Below are 26,725 nucleotides of genomic sequence, written 5' to 3'. Positions count from 1 at the left end.
TGCTCCCACCGGCGCGATGCCCCGGTGCCGGAAGCTGCGGCGTGGGTCGTGGCCGCGGGGGAGGCCGGGACATGGGGCGCTCGGAGAGCACGCGCAGCCGGCCGGGGCCTTGAGGGGTAGGGGACGGTCCTCCAGACCGGGAGCCGGAGGCGTGGGCGAGGGCGGTGGGCGGGGATGGTGAAGGGGACGGTGTTCGCGACCATGACTGGACTCCCTGGTGATCTCGCACCGCTTACCGGGTGCCAGATCAAGCCTGGCCGCGCGCCGTTCCACGATCAGTAGCGTGCATATCCGACCTGGGGTGGCACTAGGTTCACCCCGGGGCCGGAAGTTCACTCCATGGCGACGCCCCAACTGGGGCAATACCGTTGCGTCCATGGCATCCATCCCCGCGGCCCGGCATGCCCTGGCGCACGCTCCGTGGTCACCGGCGGCGTGGCGGGACACCACCTTCGTCGCCTCCGGGGTGCCGCTGCAGTTCGCCGGCTGGGCCGTCCTGGGGTCGGTCTGGCCCTTCTGGACGCCGGTGAACGTAACGCCGATCATGCTGGTGCTGGCGGGGTCGTGCGCGGTGACCCTGCTGGTGCTGCGCCCGCTGACGCGCTGGCAGCGGGAACGCTGCTGGGCGATGCTGGGGCTGCGCATCCCGCCCATGCCGGGCTTCGACGACGGCCGCGCATGGGAGGTGCTGCGCGGGCTCCGCAAGCCGGAGGTGTGGCGGGTGCTGCGGTACCACCTGATCGTCGGGCCCCTCGTGGCGATCGGAGGACTGGGCACGATCGGCGCTTGGGCCGGCGGCGTGATCCTCGCCTGCACCGGCGCGTACTCCTGGGCGCTGCCCGGCACGAGCCCGCTGAGCTCGGTGGACAAGGGACACGCCGTCCGTGCCGGAGTCCTGTCGGTCGTCGGCGTCCTGCTGCTGATCGCGGCACCGTGGGTCGCCGCCGGAGTTCGCCGCCTGGACGTCCGCGCGGCGGTCGCGCTGCTCGGCCCGGACCGTGCCGCGGAGCTGGAGCGGCGGGTCGAGGACCTGGTCGAGAAGCGTGCCAGTGTCGTGGACGCCGCCGACATCGAACGCCGCCGCATCGAGCGCGACCTGCACGACGGCGCGCAGCAGCGGCTCGTCTCGCTCGCGCTGAACCTCGGGCTGGCCCGCGCGACCCTCACCGGCGTGCCGGACGAGGCCATGCGGGTGATCGTCGAGGCGCACGAGGAGGCCAAGGAGGCGCTGACCGAGCTGCGCGACCTGATCCGCGGGCTGCATCCGGCGGTGCTGGAGGACCGGGGCCTGGACGCCGCGCTGTCCGGCATCGCGGCCCGGGTGCCGCTGGAGGTCCGGCTGCGCGTCGAGGTGGAGCCGCGTGCCTCGTCCACCGTCGAGGCGGTCGCGTACTTCGTCGTCTCCGAGGCGCTCACCAACGTCGTCAAGCACGCCAGGGCCACCGCGGTGGACGTCGCGGCGATCCGGGAGGGCGAACGGCTGCGCCTGACCGTCGCCGACGACGGCGCGGGCGGCGCGGACCCGTCCCGGGGGACGGGCCTGACCGGGCTCGCGCGCCGGGTCCGGTCGGTGGACGGTACGTTCCGGATCGTCAGTCCCGCCGGGGGGCCGACGACCGTCACCGTGGAGTTGCCGTGCGCATTGTGATCGCCGAGGACTCGGTCCTGCTGCGAGCCGGGCTGATCAAGCTGCTGGAGACCTCGGGGTTCGAGGTGGCGGCGGCGGTCGGCGAGGCGGAGGGCCTGCTGGCGGCCGTGCGCGAGCACCGTCCGGACGCCGCGATCGTCGACGTGCGGATGCCGCCGGGCTTCACCGACGAGGGCGTGCGCGCCGCGCTGGTGATGCGGCGGGAGACGCCCGAGGTCGCCGTCCTGCTGCTGTCGCAGTACGTCGAGGAGCGGTACGCGGCGGACCTGCTGTCGACCAGCACCAGCGGCATCGGATACCTGCTGAAGGACCGGGTCGCGGACGTGTCGGTGTTCCTGGACGCACTGCGCCGGGTGGCCGCGGGCGGCACCGCCCTGGACCCGGAGGTCGTCTCGCAGCTGCTCCTGCGCCGTCATCGCGACCCCCTCGACCGGCTGACTCCCCGCGAGAAGGAGGTCCTGGCGCTGATGGCGGAGGGCCGCTCGAACGCGGGGATCGCCGCGGCCCTCGTGGTGAGCGAGAGCGCCGTCGCCAAGCACATCAACGGCATCTTCGCCAAGCTCGACCTTCCGCACGCCGAAGGCGACCACCGCCGCGTGCTGGCCGTGCTGCGCTTCCTGGACGGGGAGACATGACCGGCACAGGGGCCCGCGGCACCGCGTCGCCGACCGCCGGGTCGCGGGCCACCGCGCGGGACGACGCCGCCGGTGATCGGCCGCGGCGACGCGGTGTGTGGATCTTCCTCGCGGCCGCCACCGCCGCCATCGTGGTCGTCCCCCTCTGCCTGGGGCTGGGCGGACGGGCGATGCGGCGGACCGTGGAGCACATCACCCCGTACCGGCACTCGATCAAGGAGCTCCGGGTCGAGGCCGGAAGCGCCGAGGTGTCGATCGGGACGGGCCCGGACGGTCAGGCGCGCGTCTACAAGCGGCTGAAGTGGGTGCTGCGCAGACCGGTGGTGACGGAGTCGCTGCATGGTGACGTGCTGTCCATCGCGGCGCGGTGCCCCGGCGCTGCACCGCTGTACGGCGACTGGGAGTGCGGCGCCGACATCGACGTGCAGGTGCCGGCCGGCGTGCGGGTGTCGGCGGCGTCGGACTCGGGGAAGATCACCGTGCGCGGGGTGAACGGCGACCTGGACCTGCGGACCGGGTCGGGGGAGATCAGCGTGGCCGGCTCGCGCGGCGCGCTGCGGGCGCGGGCCGGTTCGGGGACGATCCGCGGCACCGGGCTGGCCTCCTCCGGCACCCGGGCGAACGTGGGCTCCGGCGAGCTCGACCTCCGCTACGCCGAGCCGCCGCGGACCGTGGACGTGTCGGCCGGCGCGGGCTCCGTGAAGATCATCGTGCCCGCGGGTTCGCACTACCGGATCCAGGGCTGGACCGGCTCGGGTGATACGCATCTCAACCCGGCGCTCGCCGACGAGCGGTCGGATCGGCTGATATCGGTCCGCAGCGGGTCCGGCTCGTCGTACGTCGACTACCGCGACGACTGACCCGGTGGCCGCGACGCCGCAGCGTGCGCGCTTGTCCGCGCGCTCGCCGGACGGCAACCGGGGACGCCGGGCACGGGGCGGCGGGTCGTGCCGCCCCAGGGCGCGTCGTCCTCTGGCAGGGTCGCAGGCGGCTGACCGGCTGGTTCGCCGGCGCGGCGCGATTTGCGCCATTTGTCGTTGGTTGGTTGACTGCTGACATGAGCTTCGTACGCCCGTGCCGTGAGCGCGGCCCGCTGAACCCGCGGGCCATGCGGCGTACGTGCTGCCGGCGAATGTGTGACCGCTGAGGGCCCCTGCCTGAGCCTCGCGCCCCGAAGCGAGCGAACTCCGAGACCCGAGTCGCGCATGAACTTCCAACGCCATCTGCTGAGCCACGCCCCGTATCCCCCCGGTCGGACCTGACCGGCCGCGCGCCCGATCGAGCGCGAGCCGCCTCCACCGGACCCGGCCGCCCCGGCCGGACCCGTCGAGGACATCGTCGGCCGGCCGTCCCGGACACGGAAGTGGAACCGCGTTCTGTGGATAACCGCCGGCGCCGGTCGTCGGCGTGACCGACCGCACTTCTGCCGTCTCGGCCTGATCGGGTGTGTCTCAGAGCCGCCCCGTCCACTCCCGCACCGTCCCTGACCAGGGCGGCGCCCGTTCGCACGGATGATTCTCTGTGATTCAGATCGAAAAACTCAGGAAGGTGCACCGCGCCCGCGGGCGCGAGGTGACCGCCGTCGACGGCGTCGACGTGACCGTCCGCGAAGGCGAGGTCTTCGGCGTGCTCGGCCCGAGCGGTGCGGGCAAGAGCACCCTGCTGCGCTGCGTGAACCTGCTGGACCGTCCGGACGAGGGCCGCGTCGTGATCGGCGGGCGCGACCTGCTCGCGCTGCGGGGGACCGAGCTGCGCCGCGCCCGCCAGGGCATCGGGATGATCCACCAGCACTTCGGCCTGCTCGGCTCCCGCACGGTGGCCGGCAACGTCGCGTTCCCGCTGGAGGTCATGGGCGTTCCGCGCGGCGAGCGCGCCGCGCGGGTCGCCGAGCTGCTGGACCTGGTCGGGCTCACCGGGCACGCGAAGGCCTACCCGGCGCAGATCTCGGGCGGGCAGAAGCAGCGCGTCGGCATCGCGCGGGCGCTCGCGGGGCGACCCAAGGTGCTGCTGTCGGACGAGGCGACCTCCGCGCTCGACCCGGAGACCACCGCGTCGATCCTGGAGCTGCTGCGCGACCTGAACCGCCGCCTCGGGCTCACCGTCCTGCTGATCACTCATGAGATGGACGTGGTCAAGCGGATCTGCGACTCGGCCGCGGTGATGCGCGACGGCCGGTTCACCGAGCAGGGGCCGGTGACGGAGCTGCTGGCGCGTCCCGGGTCGGAGCTGGCGCGCGGGCTCTTCCCGCTGCCGGCGGCCGAACCCCGCGACGGCACGACGCTCGTCGAGGTCACCTTCGTGGGCGGGGCGAACGGCCGGCCGTTCGTGTCGGCGCTGGCCCGCAAGTACTCGCTGGACGTCAACATCCTCGGCGGCGCCGTCGAGACGGTCGGCGGCGAGCGGGTCGGGCGGCTCCAGCTCGAGCTGCCGGGCGATCCGTCGGCGAACGCCGCGCAGCTGGCGTTCCTGCGCGAGTCCGGCCTCGCCGTCGAGGTGCGGACGCGCGCGACCGCCGCCGCCCCCGGCGCCCCGAACACCGATGCCCTCACCGCGCCCGCCGAGGAGGAGGCCCGATGAGCTGGGACGAGGTCATGCCGCTGCTGTGGCCGGCCACCCGGGAGACCCTCTACATGACCGGGGTCGCGACGCTGTTCACCGCCGTGCTCGGGCTGCTGTTCGGCGTGCTGCTGGTGGTCACCGAACGCGGCGGCCTGCTGCCCGCGCCGCCGGTCAACAAGGTTCTCGGCGCGGTCGTGAACATCGGCCGGTCGCTGCCGTTCCTGATCCTGATGGTGGCGATCACCCCGTTCACCCGGATCGTGGTGGGCACCAGCATCGGCAACGCCGCCGCGATCGTGCCGCTGACCGTCGGCGCCATCCCGTTCTACGCGCGGCTCGTGGAGATCGCGCTGCGCGAGGTCGACCCCGGCGTGGTCGCGGCGGCGGACGCGATGGGCGCGACCCGCCGCGAGATCGTCGGCAAGGTGCTGCTGCGCGAGGCCCGGCCCGGCCTGGTGTCGGGGCTGACCGTCACCGTGATCGCACTGATCGGCTACACCGCCATGGCCGGCACGGTCGGCGGCGGCGGGCTCGGGAACCTCGCCGTCACCTACGGCTACGAGCGCTTCGAGACGAAGGTCATGGTCGCGACCGTGCTGCTGCTCGTCGTCCTCGTCCTGATCATCCAGGCCGTGGGGGACCTCGTCGCCCGCCGCCTGTCCCACAAGTGACACCGCCCTCACCGCACAGAAAGGCACTCTTCGTGCTTCGCAAGATCACCATCGCTCTCGCCTCCGTGGGCCTCGTCGCGGGCCTGGCGGCCTGCGGTTCCTCCGGGGCGTCCGACGACCCGGACGCTCCGCTGAAGGTCGCGGTCAACCCCGTCCCGCACGGCGACATCCTGAAGTACGTCAAGGACAATCTGGCGTCCAAGGCCGGGCTGAAGCTCGACATCGTGACCTTCGACGACTACCAGCAGCCGAACACCGCGCTGAAGGAGAAGCAGGTCACCGCCAACTACTTCCAGCACGTGCCCTTCATGGAGGAGTACGAGAAGAAGTCGGGGACCAAGCTGACGTTCGTCGCGCCGGTGCACCTTGAGCCGCTCGGCGTTTACTCCAGCAAGGTGAAGAGCCTTCAGGCGATCCCGCAGAACGCGACCGTGGCGGTGCCGAACGACCCGGCGAACGAGGGACGCTCCCTGAAGCTGCTCGCCGACAACGGCCTGCTGACGCTGAGGCCGGGCGCGCCTACGAGCGCCACCGAGAAGGACGTCGCGAGCAACCCCAAGCACCTGAAGTTCAAGCCGCTGAAGGCCGCGCAGCTGCCGCGCTCGCTGGACGACGTCGACGCGGCGGTCATCAACGGCAACTACGCGCTGGAGGCGAACCTGTCGCCGGCCAAGGACGCGCTCGTTGCGGAGAAGGCGGCGGGCAACCCCTACGCGAACGGCATCGTCACGCTGCCGGAGAACGCGGACGACCCGCGCGTGAAGAAGCTCGTCCAGCTCCTGCGCGGCCCTGAGGTGCGCAAGTACGTGCAGGACAAGTACAAGGGCTCAGTGCTGATGGCGTCCTAGCGGCCTGGAAACGCCCGGATCGCCCCGACGCGGCGGTGCGGCGAAAGCACCGGCGCCGTTCGATGACCTCTGCTGGCTGGAGGCCACGGGAACGGCTCTCTGGCTGACGCCCGAGGAGCTCGCCCATTCCGACGCCATCGGGCCCGGACTGTTTTCCCGACGCGTGAGGGAACTGATGGCCTCCTACGAGGGCGCTGATGCGGCACCTCACGATCCTCTATCGAGGGCCGCTCGCCAGCTGCGATTACGACTGCCCTTACTGCCCGTTCGCCAAACGGCGCGACACACCGGAGCAACTGCGTGCCGACCGCGCAGCCCTCGAGCGCTTCACCGCCTGGGTGGCCGAGCAGGAGCACGGCGTGTCCGCCGCTGCCACTTCGTCCCGGCCGTCCTGGGAAACCTCTACGACGGCTCGTTCCGCGACGCCCTCGCCCCGCGCCCTTGCCCGCTGGACAGGTGCGACTGTCGCATCGGTTACGTCCATCTTGAGCCGCTCGGCCTCCACGACACCTTCGCCGGAGGCGTCCTGGAACGCATCCCTGCCTTGCTGGGCGAGATGTAACCGGAAGGTGACCCACCTCTGCGACCTGCCCGCCGCCGTCAGATGGCGGGTGAGACGGGCGTTCGCGGCCGCCTTGCAATTCTCCGTTCATGGCGCCACGCTGTGGATGTTCCCGCATGGTCACCACACGGAGCCGAATGACTGCTAACAGTGAAAGAATCAGGCGGCGGTCGAGCCGCGCGGACGGTCATGACAGAGGGAGCGGATCCCGTGCACGACCGCCCTGGAGGGCGCATGCTGTCGATAGCAGGCGACCGTTAGGCGATGCCGTGGACTATCTCGAACGCCCCCACTTCGTCCTCGCGCTGAGGTCGGCGGACACTTCGGTGCGCGCCGCGCGCGACGTCGTCCGCGCCGCGCTGGAGGGGTGGGACCGCCCGGACACCACGGGCGACGTCGAACTCATCACCAGCGAACTGGTCACCAACGCGCTCCGCCACGCCGACACCGTCACCCTCGTGCTGTACCTGCCCGACGACAAGACGGCCATGGTGGAGGTATGGGACGACAACCCCGAGGGACCCGTCGAGCCCCCGCACGACATGCAGGCCGAAAGCGGCCGCGGGCTGTTCCTCGTCGGCGCCCTGTCCCGCTCCTGGGGCTGGCGGCCCACCGGTGAGGGGAAGGTGACCTGGGCGCAGGCCGCGACCCCGTGACCCCGTGAGCGCCGCGCGGGAGCGGGCGGGCGCCCCTTGGTAATTGGGGAAGTGCTACCAAGGGGCTCCCGCCACGAGGAAGGACGGCGCGGGCGCGCTATGGACCGCCGTCCGGGGGCTCATGTCTGCTTCTGCGGGCGGTAGTCGGCCTCGTCGACGCCGAACGTCCACGCGACGCCCGCGCGCGCGGTGCGCGTGGACGGCGGGACCCGCAGGTAGTAGGTGCGGTGCGTGCCGTCGGGTTCGGGGGTGGAGTTGACCACCTCCACCATGACGACCGGCTCGTCCCCGGGCAGGTCGATGGACCACAGCACGCCGGTCTCGTCCTGGTGCAGGGGCCGCGCGCCCGTCTCCGCCAGGTACCGGTCGTAGCCGAAGATCTCCAGCATGACCCGGCGCAGCTCCGCGTTCCCCTCGGCGGAGATGCGGTCGGCGGTGAGGCCGGTGAGCGAGGCCACAGCGCGTGAGCGTGGCCGGTGGCCTCGCCGAGCGCCAGCACCATGCGCCCCCGGCCGTCCCTCGGGGACGGCGGCAGGTCCCGCACGGACTGCGGTACTTCGTCCTCCGGCACGGGCAGGATCAGGATGTCTCCCTGTCGGTACATGCCGCGAACGTAACGTCCGCCACCGACAGTTTCGGGGGGCGTGGAACGGCGGTCGGTCAGAAGCCCCGCGTACGGCGGGCCGCCGGACGCGCCCACCGTCCGCCCGCCGAGAGCCCGACGTGCTGGAACGCGCGCACGAACTCGCCACCGAGGTTGACGCCGGCGCCCAGCGCGAGCGCCACGGACAGGGCGCCGATGAGGCTCAGCACACCCGACTGCGGGGAACCGGTGTTCAGCTCGACCATGCCACGGTAGAGCGCCGTCCCCGGCAGCAGCGGGCCGATGGCCGGCACCAGGTACGGCATCACGGGCGCCCCGTGGCGCCGGGCCAGCCAGTTCGCCAGCACACCGACGACGATCGCCGCCATCGCCGAGGCCAGCACGGGCGGAACGTTCCACCCCCGGAGGAGCACGTAGATCGTCCAGATCAGCGCGCCGCCGAGGGCGGATGCCAGGAGCACGTCCCGCGGCGCGGCCAGCGAGACCGCGAACGTCACCGACACGGCGGCGGCGGCGATCAGCGGGACGGGCTTCAGCGTCGCCGGCGCCGTGGGCAGGTGGCTCACGTCGATCGGCACGTCGAGGTTCACCGCGACGTACACCACCGCGCCGAGCCCCGCGACGATGGCCGCGATCATGAAGAAGACCTCGAGCCCGCGCGCGGCCGCGCTGACGAGATCGCCCGTGATGCCGTCCTGGATGCTGGCCACCAGGGGCCGCCCCGGCAGCAGCGCGAGGATCGCGCCGGTGACGATCGTCGAGGCGCGCTCCGGGTTGCCCGCCGCGACGACGATGGCGGCCCCCGAGGCGCCGATGGCGGCGGCCACCGTCAGCTGGAAGAACTCCGCGATGCCGCGGCGCGCGAGGGCGGCGGCGGTCCGGTCCCCCAGCAGGGTGGCGACGAACGCCGTGCCCGCGACCAGCGGACCACCGCCCGACAGGACACTGGCCGAGGCGGCGATCAGCCCCAGCGACGCGACGATGAGCCACGGCGGGTACGGGCCGCGCCCCCGTTTCATCTCCGCGAGCTGCTTGTGCGCCTCGTCCAGCTCCAGCATTCCGATGGACGCCTGTTGTACGAGGGCGTGCAGCCCGGTGAGGCGCCAGTAGGCGGGCGTACGGCGGCGGATGGCCCGCGACCCCGTCACCGGTGGCGCGCCCTTGCCCGGATGGGCGGACACCAGGATGCTGGTGAGCGTCACCTGGACCTCGCAGCGCGGGAGTTCGTAGGCGACCGCGAGGCCCAGCATCGCCTCGTTCACGCGCTCGGTGGTCTCGCCGCTGGCCAGAAGGAGCTCGCCGACGCGCAGGACGAGATCGACGGCGCGCGGATCGACGACCTCGCTCGGCTCGTCCTCGGGGGGCTCCGGCGGCGAGCCGTCCCACAGGACATGCCACGTCCGCCGCAAGCGTTCCGCCGCGCCCATCCGCCGCCGGTGTCCTTCCGCCAAGAAACCGATCTTCCACGCAGGCTACCCATGGGAGCACTGACCGTCACCGGTGGGTCGGCGGCGGGGGTTATCCACAGAATGAGGTTCTGGTGCGACCGCTCTCCCGCCGCTGGTACCAAAGGGGGCATGAGCACTCCCGACGGACTCCGCGACGATGCCGAGCGGTGCCTGCGCGCCCTCGCCGGAGAGCACGCCCGGCTCCGCGACGACCAGTGGACGGCCATCCGCGCCCTCGTCGTCGACCGGCGCCGCGCCCTCGTCGTCCAGCGCACCGGGTGGGGCAAGTCCGCCGTCTACTTCGTGGCGACGCGGCTGCTGCGCGAGCGGGGCGCCGGCCCCACCGTGATCGTCTCACCGCTGCTGGCGCTGATGCGCAACCAGATCGAGGCCGCCGACCGGGCCGGCATCCACGCCCGCACGATCAACTCCGCCAACACCGAGGACTGGCAGCGGATCTTCGCCGAGGTCGAGGCCGGCGAGGTCGACGTCCTGCTGGTCAGCCCCGAACGGCTCAACAACCCCGACTTCCGCGACCTGGTGCTGCCGCGGCTGGCCGCCGGCGCGGGCCTCGTCGTGGTCGACGAGGCGCACTGCATCTCCGACTGGGGGCACGACTTCCGCCCCGACTACCGCCGGCTGCGCACCCTGCTCGCCGAGCTCCCGCCGGGCATCCCCGTCCTCGCCACCACCGCCACCGCCAACGCCCGCGTCACCCAGGACGTCGCCGAGCAGCTCGCCGGCGACGACGCCCTGGTGCTGCGGGGGCCGCTCGAACGCGACTCGCTCCGCCTGGCCGTCGTCGCCGTGCCGACCGCCGAGCAGCGCATCGCCTGGCTCGGCGAGCACCTCGCGTCGCTGCCGGGCTCGGGCATCATCTACACCCTCACCGTCGCCGCCGCCCACGAGATCACCGGCTACCTCCGCGACCGCGGCCACGAGGTCGCCGTCTACACCGGCCAGACCGAGCCCGCCGAGCGGCTGCAGGCCGAACAGGACCTGCAGGCCAACCGGCTGAAGGCGCTCGTCGCCACCAGCGCCCTCGGAATGGGCTTCGACAAACCCGACCTCGGCTTCATCGTCCACGTCGGCGCCCCGCAGTCCCCGGTCGCCTACTACCAGCAGATCGGGCGCGCCGGGCGCGGCGTCGACCGCGCCGAGGTGATCCTGCTGCCCGGCCGCGAGGACCGCGAGATCTGGGCCTACTTCGCCGGTCTCGCGTTCCCGCCCGAACCCGTCGTCCGCGCCACCCTCGATGTTCTGGACGCCGCCGGCCGGCCGCTGTCGACCGGCGCGCTGGAACCGCAGGTCGACCTGAGCCGCAACCGCCTGGAGATGATGCTGAAGGTCCTCGACGTCGACGGCGCGGTCCGCCGCGTCAAGGGCGGCTGGACGTCCACGGGCGCCCCGTGGGCCTATGACCGCGAGCGCTACGAGCGCGTCACGGCCGAACGCCGCCGCGAGCAGCAGGCGATGCTCGACTACATCGTGACGGAGGCCTGTCGCGAGGAGTTCCTGCGCAGGCAGCTGGACGATCCCGCCGCGGCTCCCTGCGGACGCTGCGACAACTGCACGGGCGAGCACTGGCCCGCCGACGTCACCGCCGAGGGCGCCACCCAGGCCCGTGACCGCCTGCACCGGCCCGGGGTCGACATCGCGCCGCGCCGCATGTGGCCCACCGGTGTCAAGGACGACCTCGGCGTCTCCGGCCGTATCAAGCCGGACCTGCAGGCCGAGACGGGACGCGCCCTCGGCCGCCTCACCGACATCGGCTGGGGCAACCGGCTCCGCGAGCTGTTCGCCGGCGGCGACACCGACGTCCCGGCCGACATGGTCGACGCCGTCGTCAAGGTGCTCGCCGCGTGGGACTGGCCCGCCCGGCCGACCGGCGTCGTGACGATCGGATCGCGCTCGCGGCCCCGTCTCGTCACCACCTTCGGCCACCGCATCTCCGAGATCGGCCGCCTGCCCTACCTGGGCGAACTGGCCCCCGTGGGAGAGCCCGTCCCGCGCCGGCACAACAGCGCCCAGCGCCTCCGCTCGGTCTGGGCCGCGCTGATGCTCCCCGACCCCGTCGCCATCGCCGCCAAGGAGGCGGCGGGGCCCCTGCTCGTGATCGACGACCGAATCGAGACCGGATGGACCATGACCGTCGCCGCCCGCCTGCTGAGAGAGGCGGGCGCCCAGGCGATCCTCCCGCTCACCCTGGCCACCCCCAACTGACCCGGCCGCCCAGCCGCGGACAGCGGCGGGCACGGTCCCCGAAGGGAACCGTCTCAGGGGAGGAGCACGATCTTCCCCGCTCCGCCCTTCTCCACCTGCTCGTGCGCCTGCACCACCTGATCGAGCGCCATACCGTGCGCGGCGGGCGGAGTGATCCGCCCCTGCGCCGCCGCTTCCAGCAGCGTGCGCAGCACCTCCGCCGTCTGGTCCTTCGAGCCGCCCGACAGGAACGGGACGCCCAGCTCGAAGGCGGCGGGGTCGGCGATCGTCACGACGCGGTCCACGCCGCCGCGCAACGCGATCGCGTCCGGAAGCGCTCCGTGCCCGGCCGCGTCCAGCACGGCGTCCACGCCCTGCGGCGCCAGCTCGCGGACCCGGCCGGCCAGGCCCGGGCCGTACACGGTGGCGGCCGCCCCCAGGGCCCGCACCCGGTCCAGGTTCGCCGCACCCGCCGTGCCGATGACGGTGACGCCATCGCCCATGGCGATCTGCGTCGCGAGGGCGCCCACCGCCCCGGACGCGCCGTTGATCAGCAGGGTCTCTCCGCGTCCGGGCCTGAGCGAGCGCAGCGAGCGCAGCGCGGCCTCGCCCGCCACGGGAAGCACCGCGGCCTGCTTCCAGGTCAGTGCGTCCGGCTTCGCCGCGTACACCGACATCAGGGCGTACTCGGCGTACCCGCCGCCGACCGGCCACCCCGCGACCGCGTCGCCCACCGCCACGTCCGCGACCCCGTCGCCCACGGCGTCCACGACCCCGGAAACCTCCGACCCCAGGGACCGCGGCCTCGTCGGCGGCCTGCCGCCCGACATGGACCCCGAGCGCACCTTGACGTCGATCGGGTTCACCCCGGCGGCGCGGACGGCCACCCGAACCTGACCGAGCCCGGGCTCGGGCAGGCCGGTCTCCACCACCTTCAAAACGGACGGGTCGCCGTACTCGGCGAATATGGCAGCACGCATGGCGGCTCTCTCCTCAGGACATATGAGCGCGCCCGGAGCGGGACGCTCACCGGCCGGCGTAGATGGGAAAGCCGGACGACACGTCCTCTGTTCCCCACCGGCCACCGGCCCCACCCACGAAACCGCCAAACCCGAGCGCATGTGTGGGCGCCGCGTCTCAGCGACGAAGCGGGGGCCGCGACCTGAAATGTCACTGGGCTGGTGGGGCCGCGATCTTCTCGGGTGCTGCCGCGCGAGCTTTCTCCCGGTCGGCCGGGCCTGCGGGGTGGTGAGGTCCGGCCCGGCCGGGACCGCGAGGAGCCGCCCGCGCGCCCCTGTAGGCGCGGGCGGAGCGGTGGACCGGCCCGTGCGCGCGGCCCCGCGCACGGACCGGTGACCGGTCCGGGCGCCGCGGCGGAGAAGAGCCGCGGCGAACCGGGGTCGAGGCGGCCTAGGGGAGTGCTCCCAGGCCGGGGTCGCCGCCCGGAGGGCCAGGCCGGTGGGCGCGCCGTCCGGCGGGCTCGTCCCGCACGCCCGAGTAGACGAGCAGGTCGCCAGGCTGCGGCGGGGCGGCGGAAGGCAGCACCGGCACGGCGATCTTCTCCGGCGGCCCGCCGTCGGACGACGGGACAGGGGGCGCGGGGGCGGTCGGCGTCACGGATCTGCTTCCTCGGGTACGGGTGGCGACGGGAAGAAAGTGTTCTAGAGGTTAGAAAACCCTGTCCAGCTGTTTGAGAGAACATCTTGAGATAAGTTGAGCAGGAAATGTCATCATTTCCCGCTCAAATGCACGGACGGCCATTTCAGCGGGACGAAGGAGCAGGTAGTAATGTCCCACTCCGTGTCATCGACCCTCGACGCGCTCCTCGACTGCCCGCCCGGCCTGCTGGACGCCACGTTCGATCAGCTCCGCACGCTGCTGGTCGTGCACGAGACGGGGTCCGCGCTGCGCGCCGCACGGGCGCTCGGGCGGGAGCAGTCCAGCGTCCAGAAGCAGCTGGACACCCTCAACCGCAACAGCCAGGCGCTGTGCGGCGAGGTGCTGACCGTCCGGCAGGGACGCGGGAAGGACTACCTGTTCACTCCGACCGGCGAGACGACGGTGGAGCTGGCGCGGACGACCATCGAGAACTGGCTGGAGTCGATCCACTGGAGCCGCCGCCGGCTCGGCCGGATGCTGACGGTCGGCACGACCGAGTTCACGCTCCCGATCGTGTCGCGCGCCTGGGCCCGGGTGTCGGAGGAGTTCCGGCAGCGCGAGGTCGAGTTCAAGGTCGCGCACGTCCGCACCAAGGATCTGTGGTCCCGCCTGGAGACCAAGCAGGTCGACCTGGTGTGCGGCAGCATCGTCAGCACGCCGGAGGGCGACCGGCGGCTGAAGGAGTACGAGGTCATCGAGTACGCGCGGGGGCAGGCGCTGCTGCTCACCAACCTGCCGGAGAGCGAGCTGCCGGACGGGCCCGTCCGCACCAGCCGCCTCGGACGCGTCCCGCTCGTGCTGCCGCCCGCCGGCCTGGTCGCCGACCTGCTGGCCACCTGGTACGGCCCCGCGTTCCGGGACCGGCTGAACGTCGTCGCCGACATCGACGACGTGCACTACGGGCTGTCGCTGCTGCGCTCCGGCTTCGTCCGCGGCTCCATGATCGTCACCGGCTCGATCGGACGCGGCATGGCGGGCCGCGACGATCCGGACGCCGTCCCGCTGCGCGCCATCGGCCTGCACGACGACCTGGAGCCGAAGGCCGAGCTGATGACGGGCGCCTTCGTCCGCCGCGCCGACCTGGAGCGATACGACGCAGGCCATCCCCTGAACCGCCTCTGGGCCGCCGTCCACGAGGACGTCCGCACCTACACCCCCCTAGCCTGACCCCCACCCCCGACCGATCCCCGGTGCGGAAAGCCGGCTGAGCGCCGGTGCGGGGAGCCGGTTGGGCAACGGTGTGGAAGGCCAGAGCTTAGCCACGGCCGCGGGCATGCCCGTCCGTCGTGACGGGGGTTCCAGGGGGTCGTCCCCCTGGGCAGACACAGCCCTTACTTGATCTGGTTGTCCACGACGTCGAGGGACGGGCGGGCGCCGAGGTGCTGGGTGGCCTGGGCGGCGAGGCGGCAGCCGGCGGTGAGCGCGTCGGCGGGCTGCTTGCCGTCCAGCCAGGGCGGCAGGAAGCCGGCGATGAACGCATCGCCCGCGCCGGTGCCGTCGACGACCTTCTCGACCGGTTCGGCGGAGACCGTGACGGGCTCGGGGCGGCCGTTGGTGTACCAGAGCGCGCCCTCGGCGCCGTCCTTGATGACGACCTGCGGGTACCAGGCGGTGAGCACCTTGGCGGCGGCGGCCGGGTTGTCGCGGCCGGTGAGGATCTCGGCCTCCTTGGCGGTGACCACCAGGAGCCGGGCGCCCTGCGTCCACTCCAGGAACGGCTCGGCGCCCATCCGCTTGAGCGGGGAGGAGGAGCCGCCGTCGACCGACACCGACATCTGCGCCTGCCGGGCGAGCTCGAGGGCGTGGATGGCGGCCTTGCGCGAGCCCTCGTTGATCAGCGAGTAGCCGGACATGTGCAGGTGGGTGCCCTGCGAGAACAGGTCCTTGCAGCGCTCGACGTCCTCGGGGAGGAGGGCGGCGTTGGCGCCCGGGTCGGACAGCATGGTGCGGTCGCCCTTGTGGGTGACCATGACCACGCACGTCCCGGTGGGGCGCTCCTGGTCCATGACGAGGCGGGCGTCGACGCCGTACCCCATCAGCTCCATGTCCCGGTTGCGGCCGGCGATGTCGGAGCCGCGGCGGCCGACGAAGGCGACCTCGATCCCCTCCAGGGCGAGCCAGGACGCGACGTTGGCGCCCGAGCCTCCTCCATGGGTCGTCACGGCGGCGGGCGTGTCGCTGCCCTTCGCCAAAGGGTACGCGGCACGAGCCACGGTGTCTGTCATGAGATCGCCGACCACGACCACGCGCGTCATGGAGTCATCACCTCGATCAACACGGCCCGCGCGAGCGGCATTCAGGGCGTGGAACGACCGTAACAGCTCTTGGCCCCCGATTAGGTCTCGAACGCGCAGCGAAACCCGGGAACGCGGGTTTTTCCTCTGGGGTGCCGCCGGCGTCGCGTGCCTTACGCTCGGTACGTGACCGAGGGTTATCCGGATCAGTGGGAGGCCGACGTCGTCCTGAGCGACGGCGGGACGGCGCATCTGCGGCCCATCCGGAGCGAGGACGCCGATCTCCTGCGGGTCTTCTACGCGCGGCTGTCGCCGGAGTCGATCTACTACCGGTTCTTCTCGCCGCGCCCGTACCTCACGGACCGTGAGGTCGAGCACTTCACCGGGGTGGACCACGACCGGCGTGTCGCGCTGATCGCCACGATCGGCGAGGAGATGGTCGCGGTCGTCCGGTACGACATGCTGAGCGACCGGCCGGAGACGGCGGAGGTCGCGTTCCTGGTGGAGGACGCCCATCAGGGGCGCGGGCTGGGCGCGGTGCTGCTGGAGCACATCGCGGCGGCGGCGCGGGAGCGGGGCGTGCTCCGGTTCGTGGCGAGCGTGCTGCCCGACAACCGGCGGATGACGCGGGTGTTCCGCGAGGCGGGCTACCAGGCGGAGCAGCGGTTCGAGGAGGGCGTGATCGAGCTCGTCCTCGACCTGGAACCGACGGAGACGTCGGTGGAGGTGATGGCGGCGCGCGAGCACCGGGCGGAGTCGCGGTCGATCCAGCGGCTGCTGTTCCCGGAGTCGGTGGCGGTGGTCGGGGCGAGCCGGGCGGAGCACAGCGTGGGGCAGACGGTCCTGCGGAACCTGCTGAGCGGGGACTTCAGCGGGCCGGTGTACCCGGTGCATCCGACGGCGACGGCGGTGGCGGGGGTGCGGGCCTACGCGTCCGTCCTGGACATTCCGGACGACGTGGACCTGGCGGTGGTCGCGGTGCGGGCGGACGCGGTCCGCGAGGTCGTGGAGCAGTGCGCGGGGAAGGGCGTCCGGGGCCTGGTCGTGGTGTCGTCGGGGTTCGGTGAGACGGGCCCGGAGGGACGCGCGGACCAGGAGGAGCTGGTGCGGCTGGCCCGCGCCTACGGGATGCGGGTGGTCGGGCCGAACTGCCTGGGCATCGCCAACACGGACCCGGACGTGCGGCTGAACGCGACGCTGGCGCCGACGATGCCGGGCCGGGGCCCGGTGGGCTTCTTCTCCCAGTCGGGCGCGCTCGGCATCGCGATCCTGCAGCGGACGGCGGAGCGCGGTCTGGGGCTGTCGACGTTCGTGTCGGCGGGGAACCGGGCGGACGTGTCGGGCAACGACCTCATGCAGTACTGGGAGGAGGATCCGGCGACCAAGGCCGTGCTCCTCTACCTGGAGTCGCTGGGGAATCCGCGCAAGTTCGCGCGGCTGGCGCGGAGGCTGGGCCGCCGCAAGCCGATCGTGGCGGTGAAGAGCGGACGCAGCACGCAGGGCGTCCCGATCGGGCACGCGGCGCGCGCGCTGACCCTGCCCGACCACGCGGTGAGCGCGCTGTTCCAGCAGGCGGGCCTGATCCGGGTGGAGGACCTGGCGGAGCTGTTCGACGTGGCGCAGCTGCTGGCCTACCAGCCGCTGCCGTCCGGCGACCGGATCGCGATCATCGACAACTCCGACTCGCTGGGGCTGCTGGCGCAGGACGCGGCGGTCGCGCTGGGCCTGGAGGTCCGCCCGCGCGTCGACCTCGGGCCGCGCGCGGACGCCGACGACTACGAGGCGGCGCTGGCGGGCGCGCTGGCCGACGACTCCGTGGACGCGATCGTGGCGCTGTTCACCCCGCCCACGATCGGCGGCTACGACCTGCGCGTCCCGCAGGAGATCCTGCGGCTGGCGGCGGGCGGCAGCAAGCCGATCGTCGCGACGTACCTGGGGTCGGAGGGCATGCCGGCCGATCTGCGGATCACCGGGCCGGACGGGACGGCGGCGGAGGGGTCGGTGCCGTCCTATGCCGCGCCGGAGGACGCCGTGCGGGCGCTTTCCTACGTGATCCGGTACGCGCAGTGGCGGCGGACGCCGCCGGGCCGCCTGCCGGAGCTGGAGGGGACGGACCGCAGGCGCGCGCGGGCTCTGGTCGAGGACTGGCTCGGTTCGGGCGGCCCGGTGGAGGGGACGCCGGAGCAGGCCGCCGAGCTGCTCGGCTGCTACGGCATCGCGATCTCCGGGGACGCGGCGACCGGGGGAGTGCCGACGCGGGTCGTGACCATGGAGGACCCGTCGTTCGGCGCCGTCGTCTCGTTCGGCCTCGCCGACGAGACCGCCGCGCTCCTCGACGACCGCGCCTACCGCCTGGGTCCGCTCACCGATGTGGAGGCGGCGGAGCTGGTCCGGGCGATCCGGACGGCGCCGCTGCTGCTCGGCCATCGCGGCGCGCAGCCGGTGGACGTCGCGGCGCTGGAGGAGCTGCTGCTGCGGGTGTCGCGGCTCGGGTACGACCTGCCGGAGGTGGCGCGGCTCGAGCTGAATCCGGTCATGGCGGACGTGTCCGGCGTCGCGGTGCGCGACGTCGCTCTCCGCCTGGAACGTCCGCTGGGGCCGCGCACGGAGCTGGGCCCCCGGCGCCTCCGGCAGTTCTAGGGCGTTCTAGGTTCGGCCCGGAGGCGGCGGCGGGCTCGGCGCCGGGGTCGGCGGGACCGGGTCGGGCTCGGGGCCGGGCGGGACCGGGTCGGGGTCCGGCGCGGGCGGTGTGGGCTGCGGTGCCGGTCCCGGCGGGGTCGGCTCCGGCGGCGGACCGGGCGGGACGGGGTCGGGCGCGGGCCCCGGCGGGATGGGCCGCGGCGGCTGGGGCCCGGGGCCCGGCATCGGGCCGGGGGGCGGCTCGGTCGGCGGGACCAGCGGTTCCGGTGCGGGGGCCGGGTCCGGTGCGGGGGCCGGGTCCGGTGTCGGCGGTGGCACCGGCCGCGGGGTCGGCAGCGGATCTCTCTCGTCCATGGGACTCCCATACCCGCGTGCCCATCGGGTACCCGTGCGCCCGGGCCCGCGGCGGTCTCCCTCGGGGCCCGCCGGGGTCCGCAGCGTGCCGGGCATGTGCACGTCCGCCCCCGGACAGGGCAGGATAGGGGCATGAGGGAAACCCGAGCGACCGCTCATGGTTTGCGCACGGCGATCGAGCGCAGCGGCTACTACCCGGCCCTGGTCGCGGACGCGGTCGAGTCGGCCATAGGGGACGAGCGCGTCGTCGCGTACGTCGTGCACCACGAGGCGACGTTCGACCCGGCGATGGAGGTCCGGCGGCACGTGACCGTGCTGGTGCTGTCCGCGTCCCGGCTGCTGGTGTGCCACACCGACGAGCACCCGCCCGGCGAGGGCATGGAGCGCCCGCACGCGTCCACGACCACCGAGGCGGTGAAGCTGGAGCGCGTCCAGTCGGTGGCGGTGACGCGGGTCGTCCCGGATCCGGCCTCCTACGTGCCCGGGGTGCCGCCGACCGAAGTCGTGCTGACGATCGGGTGGGGCGCCATCGCGCACATCGACCTGGAGCCCGCGACCTGCGGTGATGAGAACTGCGAGGCCGACCACGGCTACACCGGCAGCGTCACCGCCGACGATCTGTCGCTGCGGGTGAGCGAGGCCGCCGACGGCGCCGACGCGGTCGCGCAGGTACTGGCCTTCGCCGAGGAGCTGTCCGCGGCGACCGCCCGGTGACCGCGCGATGAGCGCGGTGCGGGCGCCGGTGCCGCCCGTGCCCCGGTACGGGACGGGCGCGCTCGCCGACGTCCCGGTGTCGGTGCTGGCGACGCTCGGCGTCCCGGACGCGGTGAACGTGCTGGGCCTGCCCGTGCTGCCGCGCGTCTGCGTGCTGCTGGTCGACGGGCTCGGCTGGGAGCTGCTGCGCGCCCACCCGGACGAGGCGCCGTACCTGACCGCGATGGGCGGCCGGCCGATCACCGCGGGGTTCCCCGCGACGACCGTCACCAGCCTCGGGTCGCTCGGCACCGGACTGCCGCCGGGCGGGCACGGCCTGCTGGGCCTGCAGGTCGCGATCCCGGGCACGGGACGGCTGCTGAACTGCTTGCGCTGGCGGGACGACGCGGTCGAGCCGGAGCGGTTCCAGCCCGCGCCGACGATCTACCAGCGGGCCGCGGCGGCCGGTGTGGCGGTCGGCTACGTGTCCCTCGGCATGTACCGGAACTCGCCGCTCAGCCGGGCCACGACGCGGGGCGCCGAGTACCTGGCGGCCGACAGCCTGGGGCAGCTCGTCGGGCGGGCGGAGCGGGCGCTGCGGCGCGGCGGCCGGTCCTTCGTGACCGTCTACCACGCGGATCTCGACTCGACCGGGCACAAGTTCGGGGTGGGGTCGGCGGAGTGGCGGCACCAGCTGCGGTTCGTGGACGTCCTCGTGCAGGAGCTCGCCGCGGTCCTGCCGCCGGGTTCGGCGCTGTACGTGACCGCCGACCACGGCATGGTCGACCCGGCGGACCGGATCGACGCCGACACCGTCCCGGAGCTGGACGAGGGCGTGGCCCTGCTCGGCGGCGACGCGCGCTGCCGGTACGTCTACAGCGAGCCGGGCGCCCACGACGACGTCCTCGCCGCGTGGACGGCGATGGTCGGCGACCGGGCGTGGGTGGTGCCGCGCGAGAAGGCGGTGGCGGACGGCTGGTTCGGCCCGCTGGCGCCGGGGATGGCCGAGCGGATCGGCGACGTGATCGCGGTCCCGCACGCGGACCTGGCGATCGTGGCGTCCGAGCGGGAGCCGTGGCTGAACCGGATGGTCGGCATGCACGGGTCGCTCGTCGCGGCCGAGCAGATCGTGCCGCTGCTGTCGGCGACCCGTCCCTGACCACGGCCGGGCCCGCGGCGCGCCGTCGCGCCTCCCGAGACCAAGGCGCGCTGACCTGGGATGTCGCGGAATCGATGCTGGTCACGGCGTGTCCCGGGGCGCCGGTGCGTAGGCTGCCGGTCGTGACGAACCCCGCCGCGCCCCTCCTCAATCCGGGCGACGAAGGTCAAACTGGCGATGTGCACCCTCTCATCGAAGTGCCCGCGCTGGACCGGCTGCTCCGGCAGCAGACCCCGTTGGTCCTGCTGGACGTGCGTTGGCATCTGGCGGGGCCGCCGGGAATCGACTCCTACCGCAAGGGCCATCTCCCCGGGGCCGTGTTCGTCGACCTGGACCGGGACGTGGCCGGGCCGCCGGGTCCGGCCGGGCGCCATCCGCTGCCCCCGTCCGGCGACTTCGAGGCCGCGATGCGCCGCGCCGGCGTGTCGGGGGACCGGCTCGTCGTCGTCTACGACGACGCCGACTCCACGTCCGCCGCGCGCCTGTGGTGGTCGCTGCGTTACTTCGGCCACGACAAGGTCCGCGTGCTGAACGGCGGGTACCGGGCCTGGTCGGAGGCGGGCCACCCGGTCACCACCGAGGAGCCCGACGTCAAGCCGGGCGACTTCTTCGCCCGTCCGGGCCGGCTGCCGGTGCTGGACGCCGAGGGGGCGGGGGCGCTGGCGACGGCCGGGGTGCTGCTGGACGCGCGCGCCGCCGAGCGGTACCGCGGTGAGACCGAGCCCGTCGACCCGGTCGCCGGGCACATCCCGGGCGCGCGGAACGCTCCGACGTCCGGGAACGTCGGGGTGGACGGCCGGTTCCTGCCGCCGGGGCTGCTGCGCGAGCGGTTCGCGCAGCTCGGCGCGACCGACGCGCTGGACGTCGGCGCCTACTGCGGCTCCGGGGTGACGGCGGCGCACGAGATCCTGGCCCTCAACCTCGCGGGCATCCCCGCGGCCCTGTACGTCGGGTCGTGGTCGAACTGGGTCGCCGATCCGGGCAGACCCGTCGCGACGGGCGACTCCTAAGCTGACGGCCCGTGGCCGCCGGGACGTCCCGGCGGCCACGGGCCGGTCGTCATCCCGAGCCGAAGCAGAGGAAGCCCGCGACGCCAGGTGGGCGCGGCACGGCGGCGAGCGCGCGGGACGGCGGCAGTCCCGCCGCCAGCCCGGCGTGGAACGCCGACATGAACTCCGGCGCCGCGGCGTCCCGGACGGGCACGACGCTGGCGATCACGGTGCCGGCGCCGAGGGCGAGCAGCACGCCCGCCATCCCGACGGCGGCGTCGCCCTCGTCGCAGCGGCCGATGTCGCACGCCGACAGCACCACGACGCGGGGCGGCGCGGCGAGCGCGTCCAGGTCGTGGACGGTGAGCGGGCCGTCGGCGAGCCGCAGCCGCGAGAACAGCGCGTTGCCCTCGCGGAACTCGCCGTGGGCGGCGATGTGCGCGAGCGCGGCGCCGTCCAGCGCGTCGCGGACGGGTTCGGCGCGCGCGTCCGGGCCGTCCAGCACGAGGGCTCCGGGGTGGGCATCGAGCAGAGCGGTGATCTCGCGCTCGGCGTGGGCGAGGCCGGGGCCCGCGACCAGGACGGTGCGTCCGCCGGACGGACGGTCCGCGCGGGCGCGCAGCCACGCCGCGGCCGACGGGACGACCGTGAACGGGCGTCCGGCGAGCGATGGCAGCACGGCCCAGGGCAGGCCGTGCAGCGGGCCGGTCGGGGCGATCACGAGGTCGCGGTCGCCGGCGCCGGACGGTACCGCCGCCCGCAGGAGCAGGTCGAGGCGTTCGGCGGACTCGGTGACGGCGGTGAGCGCGGCGTCGTCGTCGGCGCCCGCGAGCCTGCCGAGCGCGTAGCGGATCAGCCCGGTCTCGCGGGCGACGGCGTCGACGCCGCCGAGCCGGTGCCTGCGGATCCGGCCGTCCGCGACGGTCACCGCGTGCAGCTCGCCGTCGACCGCGACCAGCTCGACGAGGGCGCGGTCGGCGAGCGCGGCGGCGATCTCGGCGGGCTCCGGCGCGTGCGTCCCGGGCGGTCCGCCCGGCCGGCGGCGGGTGTGCGCGCTGACCTTCGCCTCCAGGTCCGCGAGGTCGGCGGCGAGCACGGACGGCACGCCGCCGCCCGCGGCGTCGCAGGTGTGCGCGGCGCTGAGCGCCCGCAGCGCCGCCAGCGCCCCGGCCCGTTCGGGATCGGCGGGCGGCCGCAGCCGCGCCGGGCGGGCGATGGCGCGCCGCCGCTCCTCCAGGGCCAGCAGCTCCGCCGCCGACCGGGCGAGGCCGAGCCCGAGCGCGGCCAGCTCGCCCGCGAGGCCCGCCGCGCGGGCCCGCAGGTCCAGCGCGCCGAACGCCTCCGCGTGCCGCGCGGCCGCCTCCAGGCCTTCCCGCACGGCGTCGACCGCGCCCGCGACGTCGCCGCGTTCCGCGCGTTCCAGGGCGGTCGCGTGCCGCCCGGCGATCCGCACGGCCGCGGAACCGCCCGTGTCGTGTACCTCCGCGAGCAGCTCTGCGGACGGCCTGCCGAGGGCCATCGCCACCCGCGCGGCGATGATCTTCGTCTCGGCGGCGGGCCCGGCCCAGCCGCCGTCGCCGAGCAGGCCCGCCGCGGCGACGGCGCCGCCGAGCAGCGCCTCGGACCGCTCGCCGGACTCCCAGCGCGCCTTGATCAGCACCTGCTCGGCCAGCGGGATCCAGCCGAGACGCTCCTGCGCGGCGAACGCGTCCCGCGCCTGCCCGGCGGTCTCGGCTGCGCGCCCGGCGTCGCCGTCCGCGAGTTCCGCGTGCGCGCGCAGGAGGAGGGCGTCCGCGAGGTCGCACCGGTAGCCGTGCGCCCGCGCCGCGTCCAGGGCCGCGTCGAGGAGGGGCCGCGCCTCCCTCGGCAGGCCCGCGACGATGAGCGTCTCCGCCTGGTCGAGGCGGCACTGCGCCAGGCGCTCCCCGGCCAGGAGCGGCTCGGCCTCCGCGTACAGCCGGAGCGCGCGCGGGACGTCCCCGCGCCGCGACACCGCGAACGCCAGGTTCCCCTTGGCCATCGCCGTCTGATGCCGCAGCCCCGCGGCCTCGCCGACCGCGACGGCCTCGGCGAGCGCCTCCTCGGCACCGGCGAAGTCGCCGCGCATCGCCCGCGCGAGCCCGATGTTGTTCAGCAGCCCGTTGAGCGCCGCCCGGTCGTTGCCTTTCCGCAGGCCTGCGAGCGCGCGCTCCGCGACGTCGCGCGCCTCCGCCACGCGTCCCGCACGGGCCAGGGCACAGGCCTTGTTCGCCGCCAGCCGGTCCGCTTCCTCGCCGCGCAGGACGGTCTCCGCCTCCTCCGCGTGCGCCAGCGCCGCGGTGAGATCCCCGCGCGCCGTCAGGAGGCCCACCAGGTTCATCCGGACCTTCGCCGCGGCGTACGGGTCGGGACGCGTGTCACCCGCCCACGCGTCGTCCGCGAAGACGGGCCATTCCTCCGCGGGCGTCGTGGCGGCCGTCTCGCGCCCCGTCGCCAGATCGAGCGCCCGGTACAGCAGGGCGAGCCCCTCCTCCAGCCGCCCCAGCTCCTTGCACGCCAGTCCCGCGATCCGCAGCGCGAGGATGTCGTCGCCCCGCTCCAGCAGCGTCGTCGCACGGGCGTGCGCGGTCGCCGGGTCGATCGCGGCCAGCCACAGCAGCGCCCGCTCGTCCCCGCCGCTCACACGCGCACCCAGCTCGTGACGACCGACGCACCGCCCGGCAGCCGGAACAGCAGGCTGACCAGCCCTTCCGGCACCTCCGGAAGGCAGAACATACCGCTCTGCCCGGTGCGGCCCGCCGTGCGGCCCGCCGGGACGTCGCGGTGCCGGACGACGATCTCCGCGCTCGCCGGCGGGACGAGCCGTCCGGTGATCTCGCGGTGCCGGCCGTCCCCGGTGACCTCGATCTCCACCGCCGGCCCGGCCGCCGGCTCCGCCGCGCAAGCGAACCGCAGCGACCGTCCCGTCCCGCCGCGCACGCCCGCCGCCGGACGCACGGCGCCGTCATGGCGCAGCTCCGCAAGCGCCGCCGCCGGCGCCCGCCACGCGAGCGCCGAACGCGCCGCCGCGAGCACGCCTTCCGGTACCGGGTCGAGGGCGTCGAACGCGGCCCGCGCCCCCGCCATCAGCTCCTCGTCGTTCACGGGACGAGCCTCCGCAGCGCGGCCAGGCAGCGCGCCCGCGTCGGGCCGACGCTCCCGACCGGGACGCCCAGCGCCGCCGCCAGCTCGGCGTAGCTCGCGGCCTGCGCGAACATCCGCAGCAGCGTCCGGCAGCGGCGCGGGAGCACCTCCAGCGCGGCGCCGACGCGGCCGAGGCGCTCCCGCGCCACCGCCACCTCGTCCGGCCCGGACGCGGCGCGCGCGCCGAACGGCATCAGGGCCAGGTCGCGGGTGCGCCGCCGCGCGAGCCCGCGGCACTCGTTGCGCGCCGTCGCCGCGAGCCAGCATCCCGCGGCCGACGGATCGTCGAGCGCGTCGATCCGTTCCACCAGCCGCAACCAGGACGTCTGCACCACATCGCCCGCGTCCGCGTCGCCCAGCCCATGCGCGCGGGCGATCGACCACAGCAGCCCGGTGTACCGCTCGACCAGCCGCTCCCAGGCGGCGCCGTCGCCGGCCCGGGCCCGCGCCACCAGCGCGCTCGTGTCGTCCTGCAACGCGTCATCCCGCAGTGTCGCCAAGGGGTCTCCCGCCACGTGATCCTCTGACATGAACTGATCACACTAAGTGGGAAACTGGCGACGCTCCGTACGCGGTTACCGCTTCGCCATCGGACCGTGCTCAAGAACTGATGAGTACGCCGAGGTCCGGAAGGGTGACGCACCGCGTCGGATCGAGGACCCGGTCGGCCGCGGACGGCGCGTCCAGTCCCTCCGCCGCGGCGAGCCCCGCGATCCGCCCCGCGACGGCGGGCGCCGCGAACGACGTCCCGCTCCACGTCGCGTATCCCTCGAACCGGTCCGGATCCGTGCCTCCGGAGGGCGCGCGCGGGCCGTCGAACCACACGTGCGTGCTCGCGACGTCCACACCCGGCGCGCAGGCGTCCACCCACCAGCCGTAGTTGGAGAACCAGGCCCGGTCGTCCCCGTCGAGCGCCGCGACGGCGATGACCGGCTTCATCGCGGCCGGCCAGAACGGGCGGTCGCTCGCGGTGTTCCCCGCGCACGCCACCACCACCGTCCGGCGGCCGAGCGCCGCGACCGCCCTCGCCACCACCGGCGACGGACGGTCGTCGAAGGTGTGGCAGCCGAGCGAGATGTTGACCACGTCCGCGCGCCCCCAGGACGCGAGCCGGGTCAGGGCCCGGACGACGTCCAGCTCGTCGCCGACGCCGTCCCCGCCGATGACGCGCAGTGCCCGCAGCTCCGCCGCCGGCGCGTGCCGCAGCACCACGCCCGCGATGAACGTGCCGTGCCCCGCCTGCGCGTCCAGCTCGAGGTCGAGGTCGGCGTCGAGCACCTCCGCCGCCTCGTCGCGCTGCTCGCGGAACCACGCCGTCTCCGCGTACCAGGGATGCGGCGACAGCCCCGTGTCGAGGATCGCGACCCGCACGTCCCGGCGCGTCCCCGCCGCGACCGGCGCGGGCAGCGGCGGCGCCGGGTGCGGCCGGTCGGCCGGACCGCTCCACCACATCGGTTGGCCGTGGACGAGGTGGTTCGGCGACACGCTCAGCGTCCGATGGCGGCCACCACCGGACAGCAGTGCGGACAGCTCGCACACGTCCACCTTCGCCGACGGCCGCAGCCGTAGCCGCGTCGCGCCCGGCTCGTCCTCCCGCGCGTCGCACCAGCGCCGCACCAGGTCCTGCGCGACGCCCGCGTCCCGCCCGGAGACGAGCACCTGGTCGCGGCGCACCAGCGCCCGCCGGCCCGGCACCGGTTCCACCACCGTCGCGTCGCGGTGCCGCACCAGTAGCCGTTCCAGCCGCGCCTCCTGATCGAGCATCGCTCACCCTCCCCGCATCCGGATCCGCCACTCATCGTGCCGGAACGCGGACGGAAGGTGACGATCGAACGCGCCGAAACCGCGGCGCCGCGGCCGGGTGAGGGCCTACCCTGGGCGGTCGAGGCCGATGAACGCCGCGCATCGCGCGGTCAAGGGTTCGGCAAACGGTGCAGTCACGGTGGTGCGACCGGGGCCGATGATGCACAATGAGGGACGCGGACGCCGTCTTGGGACGTAC

At 74.2% G+C, this 26,725-nt stretch carries 22 protein-coding genes and 1 pseudogene; 14 read left to right on the top strand and 9 right to left on the bottom strand.

The window, feature by feature from the left end; all coding sequences use genetic code 11:
- Positions 1-376: 376 nt before the first annotated feature.
- From F8568_RS07090 to F8568_RS07055, 8 genes and pseudogenes are all read left to right on the top strand, one after another.
- Positions 377-1,648, top strand: coding sequence for a sensor histidine kinase (locus F8568_RS07090; protein ID WP_151592630.1), 1,272 nt, complete (start codon positions 377-379; stop codon positions 1,646-1,648).
- Entirely contained in the window at positions 1,636-2,283 is a 648-nt protein-coding gene (locus F8568_RS07085; RefSeq protein WP_151592628.1) for a response regulator, read from the top strand. The genes F8568_RS07090 and F8568_RS07085 overlap by 13 nt, the downstream gene beginning before the upstream one ends.
- Positions 2,280-3,143, top strand: coding sequence for a DUF4097 family beta strand repeat-containing protein (locus tag F8568_RS07080; RefSeq protein ID WP_151592626.1), 864 nt, complete (start codon positions 2,280-2,282; stop codon positions 3,141-3,143). Before F8568_RS07085 ends, F8568_RS07080 begins: the two co-directional genes overlap by 4 nt.
- 661 nt (positions 3,144-3,804) lie before the next feature.
- The gene (locus F8568_RS07075; RefSeq protein ID WP_151592624.1) at positions 3,805-4,860 is read left to right on the top strand and encodes a methionine ABC transporter ATP-binding protein; all 1,056 of its coding nucleotides are present in this window, start codon (positions 3,805-3,807) and stop codon (positions 4,858-4,860) included.
- A complete protein-coding gene (locus tag F8568_RS07070) occupies positions 4,857-5,513 on the top strand; it encodes a methionine ABC transporter permease (protein WP_151592622.1) in 657 nt (218 codons plus the stop codon). The genes F8568_RS07075 and F8568_RS07070 overlap by 4 nt, the downstream gene beginning before the upstream one ends.
- Positions 5,514-5,545: 32 nt before the next feature.
- Positions 5,546-6,361, top strand: coding sequence for a MetQ/NlpA family ABC transporter substrate-binding protein (locus F8568_RS07065; protein WP_151592620.1), 816 nt, complete (start codon positions 5,546-5,548; stop codon positions 6,359-6,361).
- A 197-nt stretch (positions 6,362-6,558) separates the two neighbouring features.
- Positions 6,559-6,923 (top strand): annotated as a pseudogene (locus F8568_RS47875) (hypothetical protein).
- Between the two features lie 269 nt (positions 6,924-7,192).
- Entirely contained in the window at positions 7,193-7,579 is a 387-nt protein-coding gene (locus F8568_RS07055) for an ATP-binding protein (RefSeq protein WP_328600761.1), read from the top strand.
- A gap of 119 nt (positions 7,580-7,698) precedes the next feature.
- On the opposite strand, the gene F8568_RS07050 is transcribed toward F8568_RS07055, so the two are convergent.
- Both F8568_RS07050 and F8568_RS07045 read right to left on the bottom strand, forming a co-directional pair.
- Positions 7,699-8,037 (bottom strand): DUF6745 domain-containing protein, encoded by a 339-nt coding sequence (locus F8568_RS07050; protein ID WP_236008478.1) that lies wholly within the window; start codon positions 8,035-8,037, stop codon positions 7,699-7,701.
- Between the two features lie 202 nt (positions 8,038-8,239).
- On the bottom strand, positions 8,240-9,634 hold the full coding sequence (locus F8568_RS07045; protein WP_236008477.1) for a threonine/serine exporter family protein: 1,395 nt from the start codon (positions 9,632-9,634) through the stop codon (positions 8,240-8,242).
- Positions 9,635-9,760: 126 nt separating this feature from the next.
- Between F8568_RS07045 and F8568_RS07040 the strand changes: the two genes are divergently transcribed.
- Entirely contained in the window at positions 9,761-11,854 is a 2,094-nt protein-coding gene (locus F8568_RS07040) for a RecQ family ATP-dependent DNA helicase (RefSeq protein WP_151592616.1), read from the top strand.
- A gap of 53 nt (positions 11,855-11,907) precedes the next feature.
- Here F8568_RS07040 and F8568_RS07035 read toward each other — a convergent pair whose 3' ends face one another.
- Together F8568_RS07035 and F8568_RS07030 are read right to left on the bottom strand one after the other, a co-directional pair.
- A complete protein-coding gene (locus tag F8568_RS07035) occupies positions 11,908-12,813 on the bottom strand; it encodes an NADP-dependent oxidoreductase (RefSeq protein WP_151592614.1) in 906 nt (301 codons plus the stop codon).
- Positions 12,814-13,243: 430 nt separating this feature from the next.
- Positions 13,244-13,450 carry a hypothetical protein gene (locus tag F8568_RS07030; protein ID WP_151592612.1) on the bottom strand — a complete coding sequence of 69 codons (207 nt, stop codon included), beginning with the start codon at positions 13,448-13,450 and terminating at the stop codon, positions 13,244-13,246.
- Between the two features lie 171 nt (positions 13,451-13,621).
- Here F8568_RS07030 and F8568_RS07025 point away from each other — a divergent pair, with 171 nt between their 5' ends.
- Positions 13,622-14,659: a LysR family transcriptional regulator gene (locus tag F8568_RS07025; RefSeq protein WP_151592610.1), complete on the top strand. Its 1,038-nt coding sequence runs from the start codon at positions 13,622-13,624 to the stop codon at positions 14,657-14,659.
- 164 nt (positions 14,660-14,823) lie between these two features.
- Here the strand turns inward: F8568_RS07025 and F8568_RS07020 are convergent, their stop codons facing one another.
- Positions 14,824-15,747 (bottom strand): carbohydrate kinase family protein, encoded by a 924-nt coding sequence (locus F8568_RS07020; protein WP_151592608.1) that lies wholly within the window; start codon positions 15,745-15,747, stop codon positions 14,824-14,826.
- A gap of 165 nt (positions 15,748-15,912) precedes the next feature.
- On the opposite strand from F8568_RS07020, the gene F8568_RS07015 reads away from it, so the two are divergent.
- From F8568_RS07015 to F8568_RS07000, 4 genes are all read left to right on the top strand, one after another.
- A complete protein-coding gene (locus tag F8568_RS07015; RefSeq protein WP_151592606.1) occupies positions 15,913-18,366 on the top strand; it encodes a bifunctional acetate--CoA ligase family protein/GNAT family N-acetyltransferase in 2,454 nt (817 codons plus the stop codon).
- 486 nt (positions 18,367-18,852) lie between these two features.
- A complete protein-coding gene (locus F8568_RS07010) occupies positions 18,853-19,434 on the top strand; it encodes a DUF5998 family protein (RefSeq protein WP_151544098.1) in 582 nt (193 codons plus the stop codon).
- Positions 19,435-19,441: 7 nt separating this feature from the next.
- Positions 19,442-20,572: an alkaline phosphatase family protein gene (locus F8568_RS07005; protein WP_151592604.1), complete on the top strand. Its 1,131-nt coding sequence runs from the start codon at positions 19,442-19,444 to the stop codon at positions 20,570-20,572.
- Between the two features lie 179 nt (positions 20,573-20,751).
- Entirely contained in the window at positions 20,752-21,582 is an 831-nt protein-coding gene (locus F8568_RS07000; protein ID WP_328600760.1) for a sulfurtransferase, read from the top strand.
- Between the two features lie 49 nt (positions 21,583-21,631).
- Here the strand turns inward: F8568_RS07000 and F8568_RS06995 are convergent, their stop codons facing one another.
- The 4 genes from F8568_RS06995 to F8568_RS06980 form a co-directional block, all read right to left on the bottom strand.
- Positions 21,632-24,223, bottom strand: a complete 2,592-nt coding sequence (locus F8568_RS06995) for a CHAT domain-containing protein (protein ID WP_328600759.1) — start codon at positions 24,221-24,223, stop codon at positions 21,632-21,634.
- Entirely contained in the window at positions 24,220-24,684 is a 465-nt protein-coding gene (locus tag F8568_RS06990) for a hypothetical protein (RefSeq protein WP_151592600.1), read from the bottom strand. Before F8568_RS06990 ends, F8568_RS06995 begins: the two co-directional genes overlap by 4 nt.
- The gene (locus F8568_RS06985; protein WP_236008476.1) at positions 24,681-25,223 is read right to left on the bottom strand and encodes an RNA polymerase sigma factor; all 543 of its coding nucleotides are present in this window, start codon (positions 25,221-25,223) and stop codon (positions 24,681-24,683) included. The genes F8568_RS06990 and F8568_RS06985 overlap by 4 nt, the downstream gene beginning before the upstream one ends.
- Positions 25,224-25,323: 100 nt before the next feature.
- Positions 25,324-26,487, bottom strand: coding sequence for a S8 family peptidase (locus F8568_RS06980; protein WP_151592596.1), 1,164 nt, complete (start codon positions 26,485-26,487; stop codon positions 25,324-25,326).
- Positions 26,488-26,725: the final 238 nt, after the last annotated feature.

It is taken from the genome of Actinomadura physcomitrii (assembly GCF_008923205.2).
Classification (GTDB): Bacteria; Actinomycetota; Actinomycetes; order Streptosporangiales; family Streptosporangiaceae; genus Spirillospora; species Spirillospora physcomitrii.
This window is presented reverse-complemented; position numbering and strand designations above follow the sequence as displayed.

Bases quoted from the DNA above. Each gene is read 5' to 3' on its own strand.
- F8568_RS06980 (WP_151592596.1), bottom strand. From the start codon at position 26,487: ATGCTCGATCAGGAGGCGCGGCTGGAACGGCTACTGGTGCGGCACCGC.
- F8568_RS07025 (WP_151592610.1), top strand. From the start codon at position 13,622: ATGTCCCACTCCGTGTCATCGACCCTCGACGCGCTCCTCGACTGCCCG.
- F8568_RS07080 (WP_151592626.1), top strand. From the start codon at position 2,280: ATGACCGGCACAGGGGCCCGCGGCACCGCGTCGCCGACCGCCGGGTCG.
- F8568_RS07005 (WP_151592604.1), top strand. From the start codon at position 19,442: ATGAGCGCGGTGCGGGCGCCGGTGCCGCCCGTGCCCCGGTACGGGACG.
- F8568_RS07070 (WP_151592622.1), top strand. From the start codon at position 4,857: ATGAGCTGGGACGAGGTCATGCCGCTGCTGTGGCCGGCCACCCGGGAG.
- F8568_RS07035 (WP_151592614.1), bottom strand. From the start codon at position 12,813: ATGCGTGCTGCCATATTCGCCGAGTACGGCGACCCGTCCGTTTTGAAG.
- F8568_RS07040 (WP_151592616.1), top strand. From the start codon at position 9,761: ATGAGCACTCCCGACGGACTCCGCGACGATGCCGAGCGGTGCCTGCGC.
- F8568_RS07010 (WP_151544098.1), top strand. From the start codon at position 18,853: ATGAGGGAAACCCGAGCGACCGCTCATGGTTTGCGCACGGCGATCGAG.
- F8568_RS07090 (WP_151592630.1), top strand. From the start codon at position 377: ATGGCATCCATCCCCGCGGCCCGGCATGCCCTGGCGCACGCTCCGTGG.
- F8568_RS07020 (WP_151592608.1), bottom strand. From the start codon at position 15,747: ATGACGCGCGTGGTCGTGGTCGGCGATCTCATGACAGACACCGTGGCT.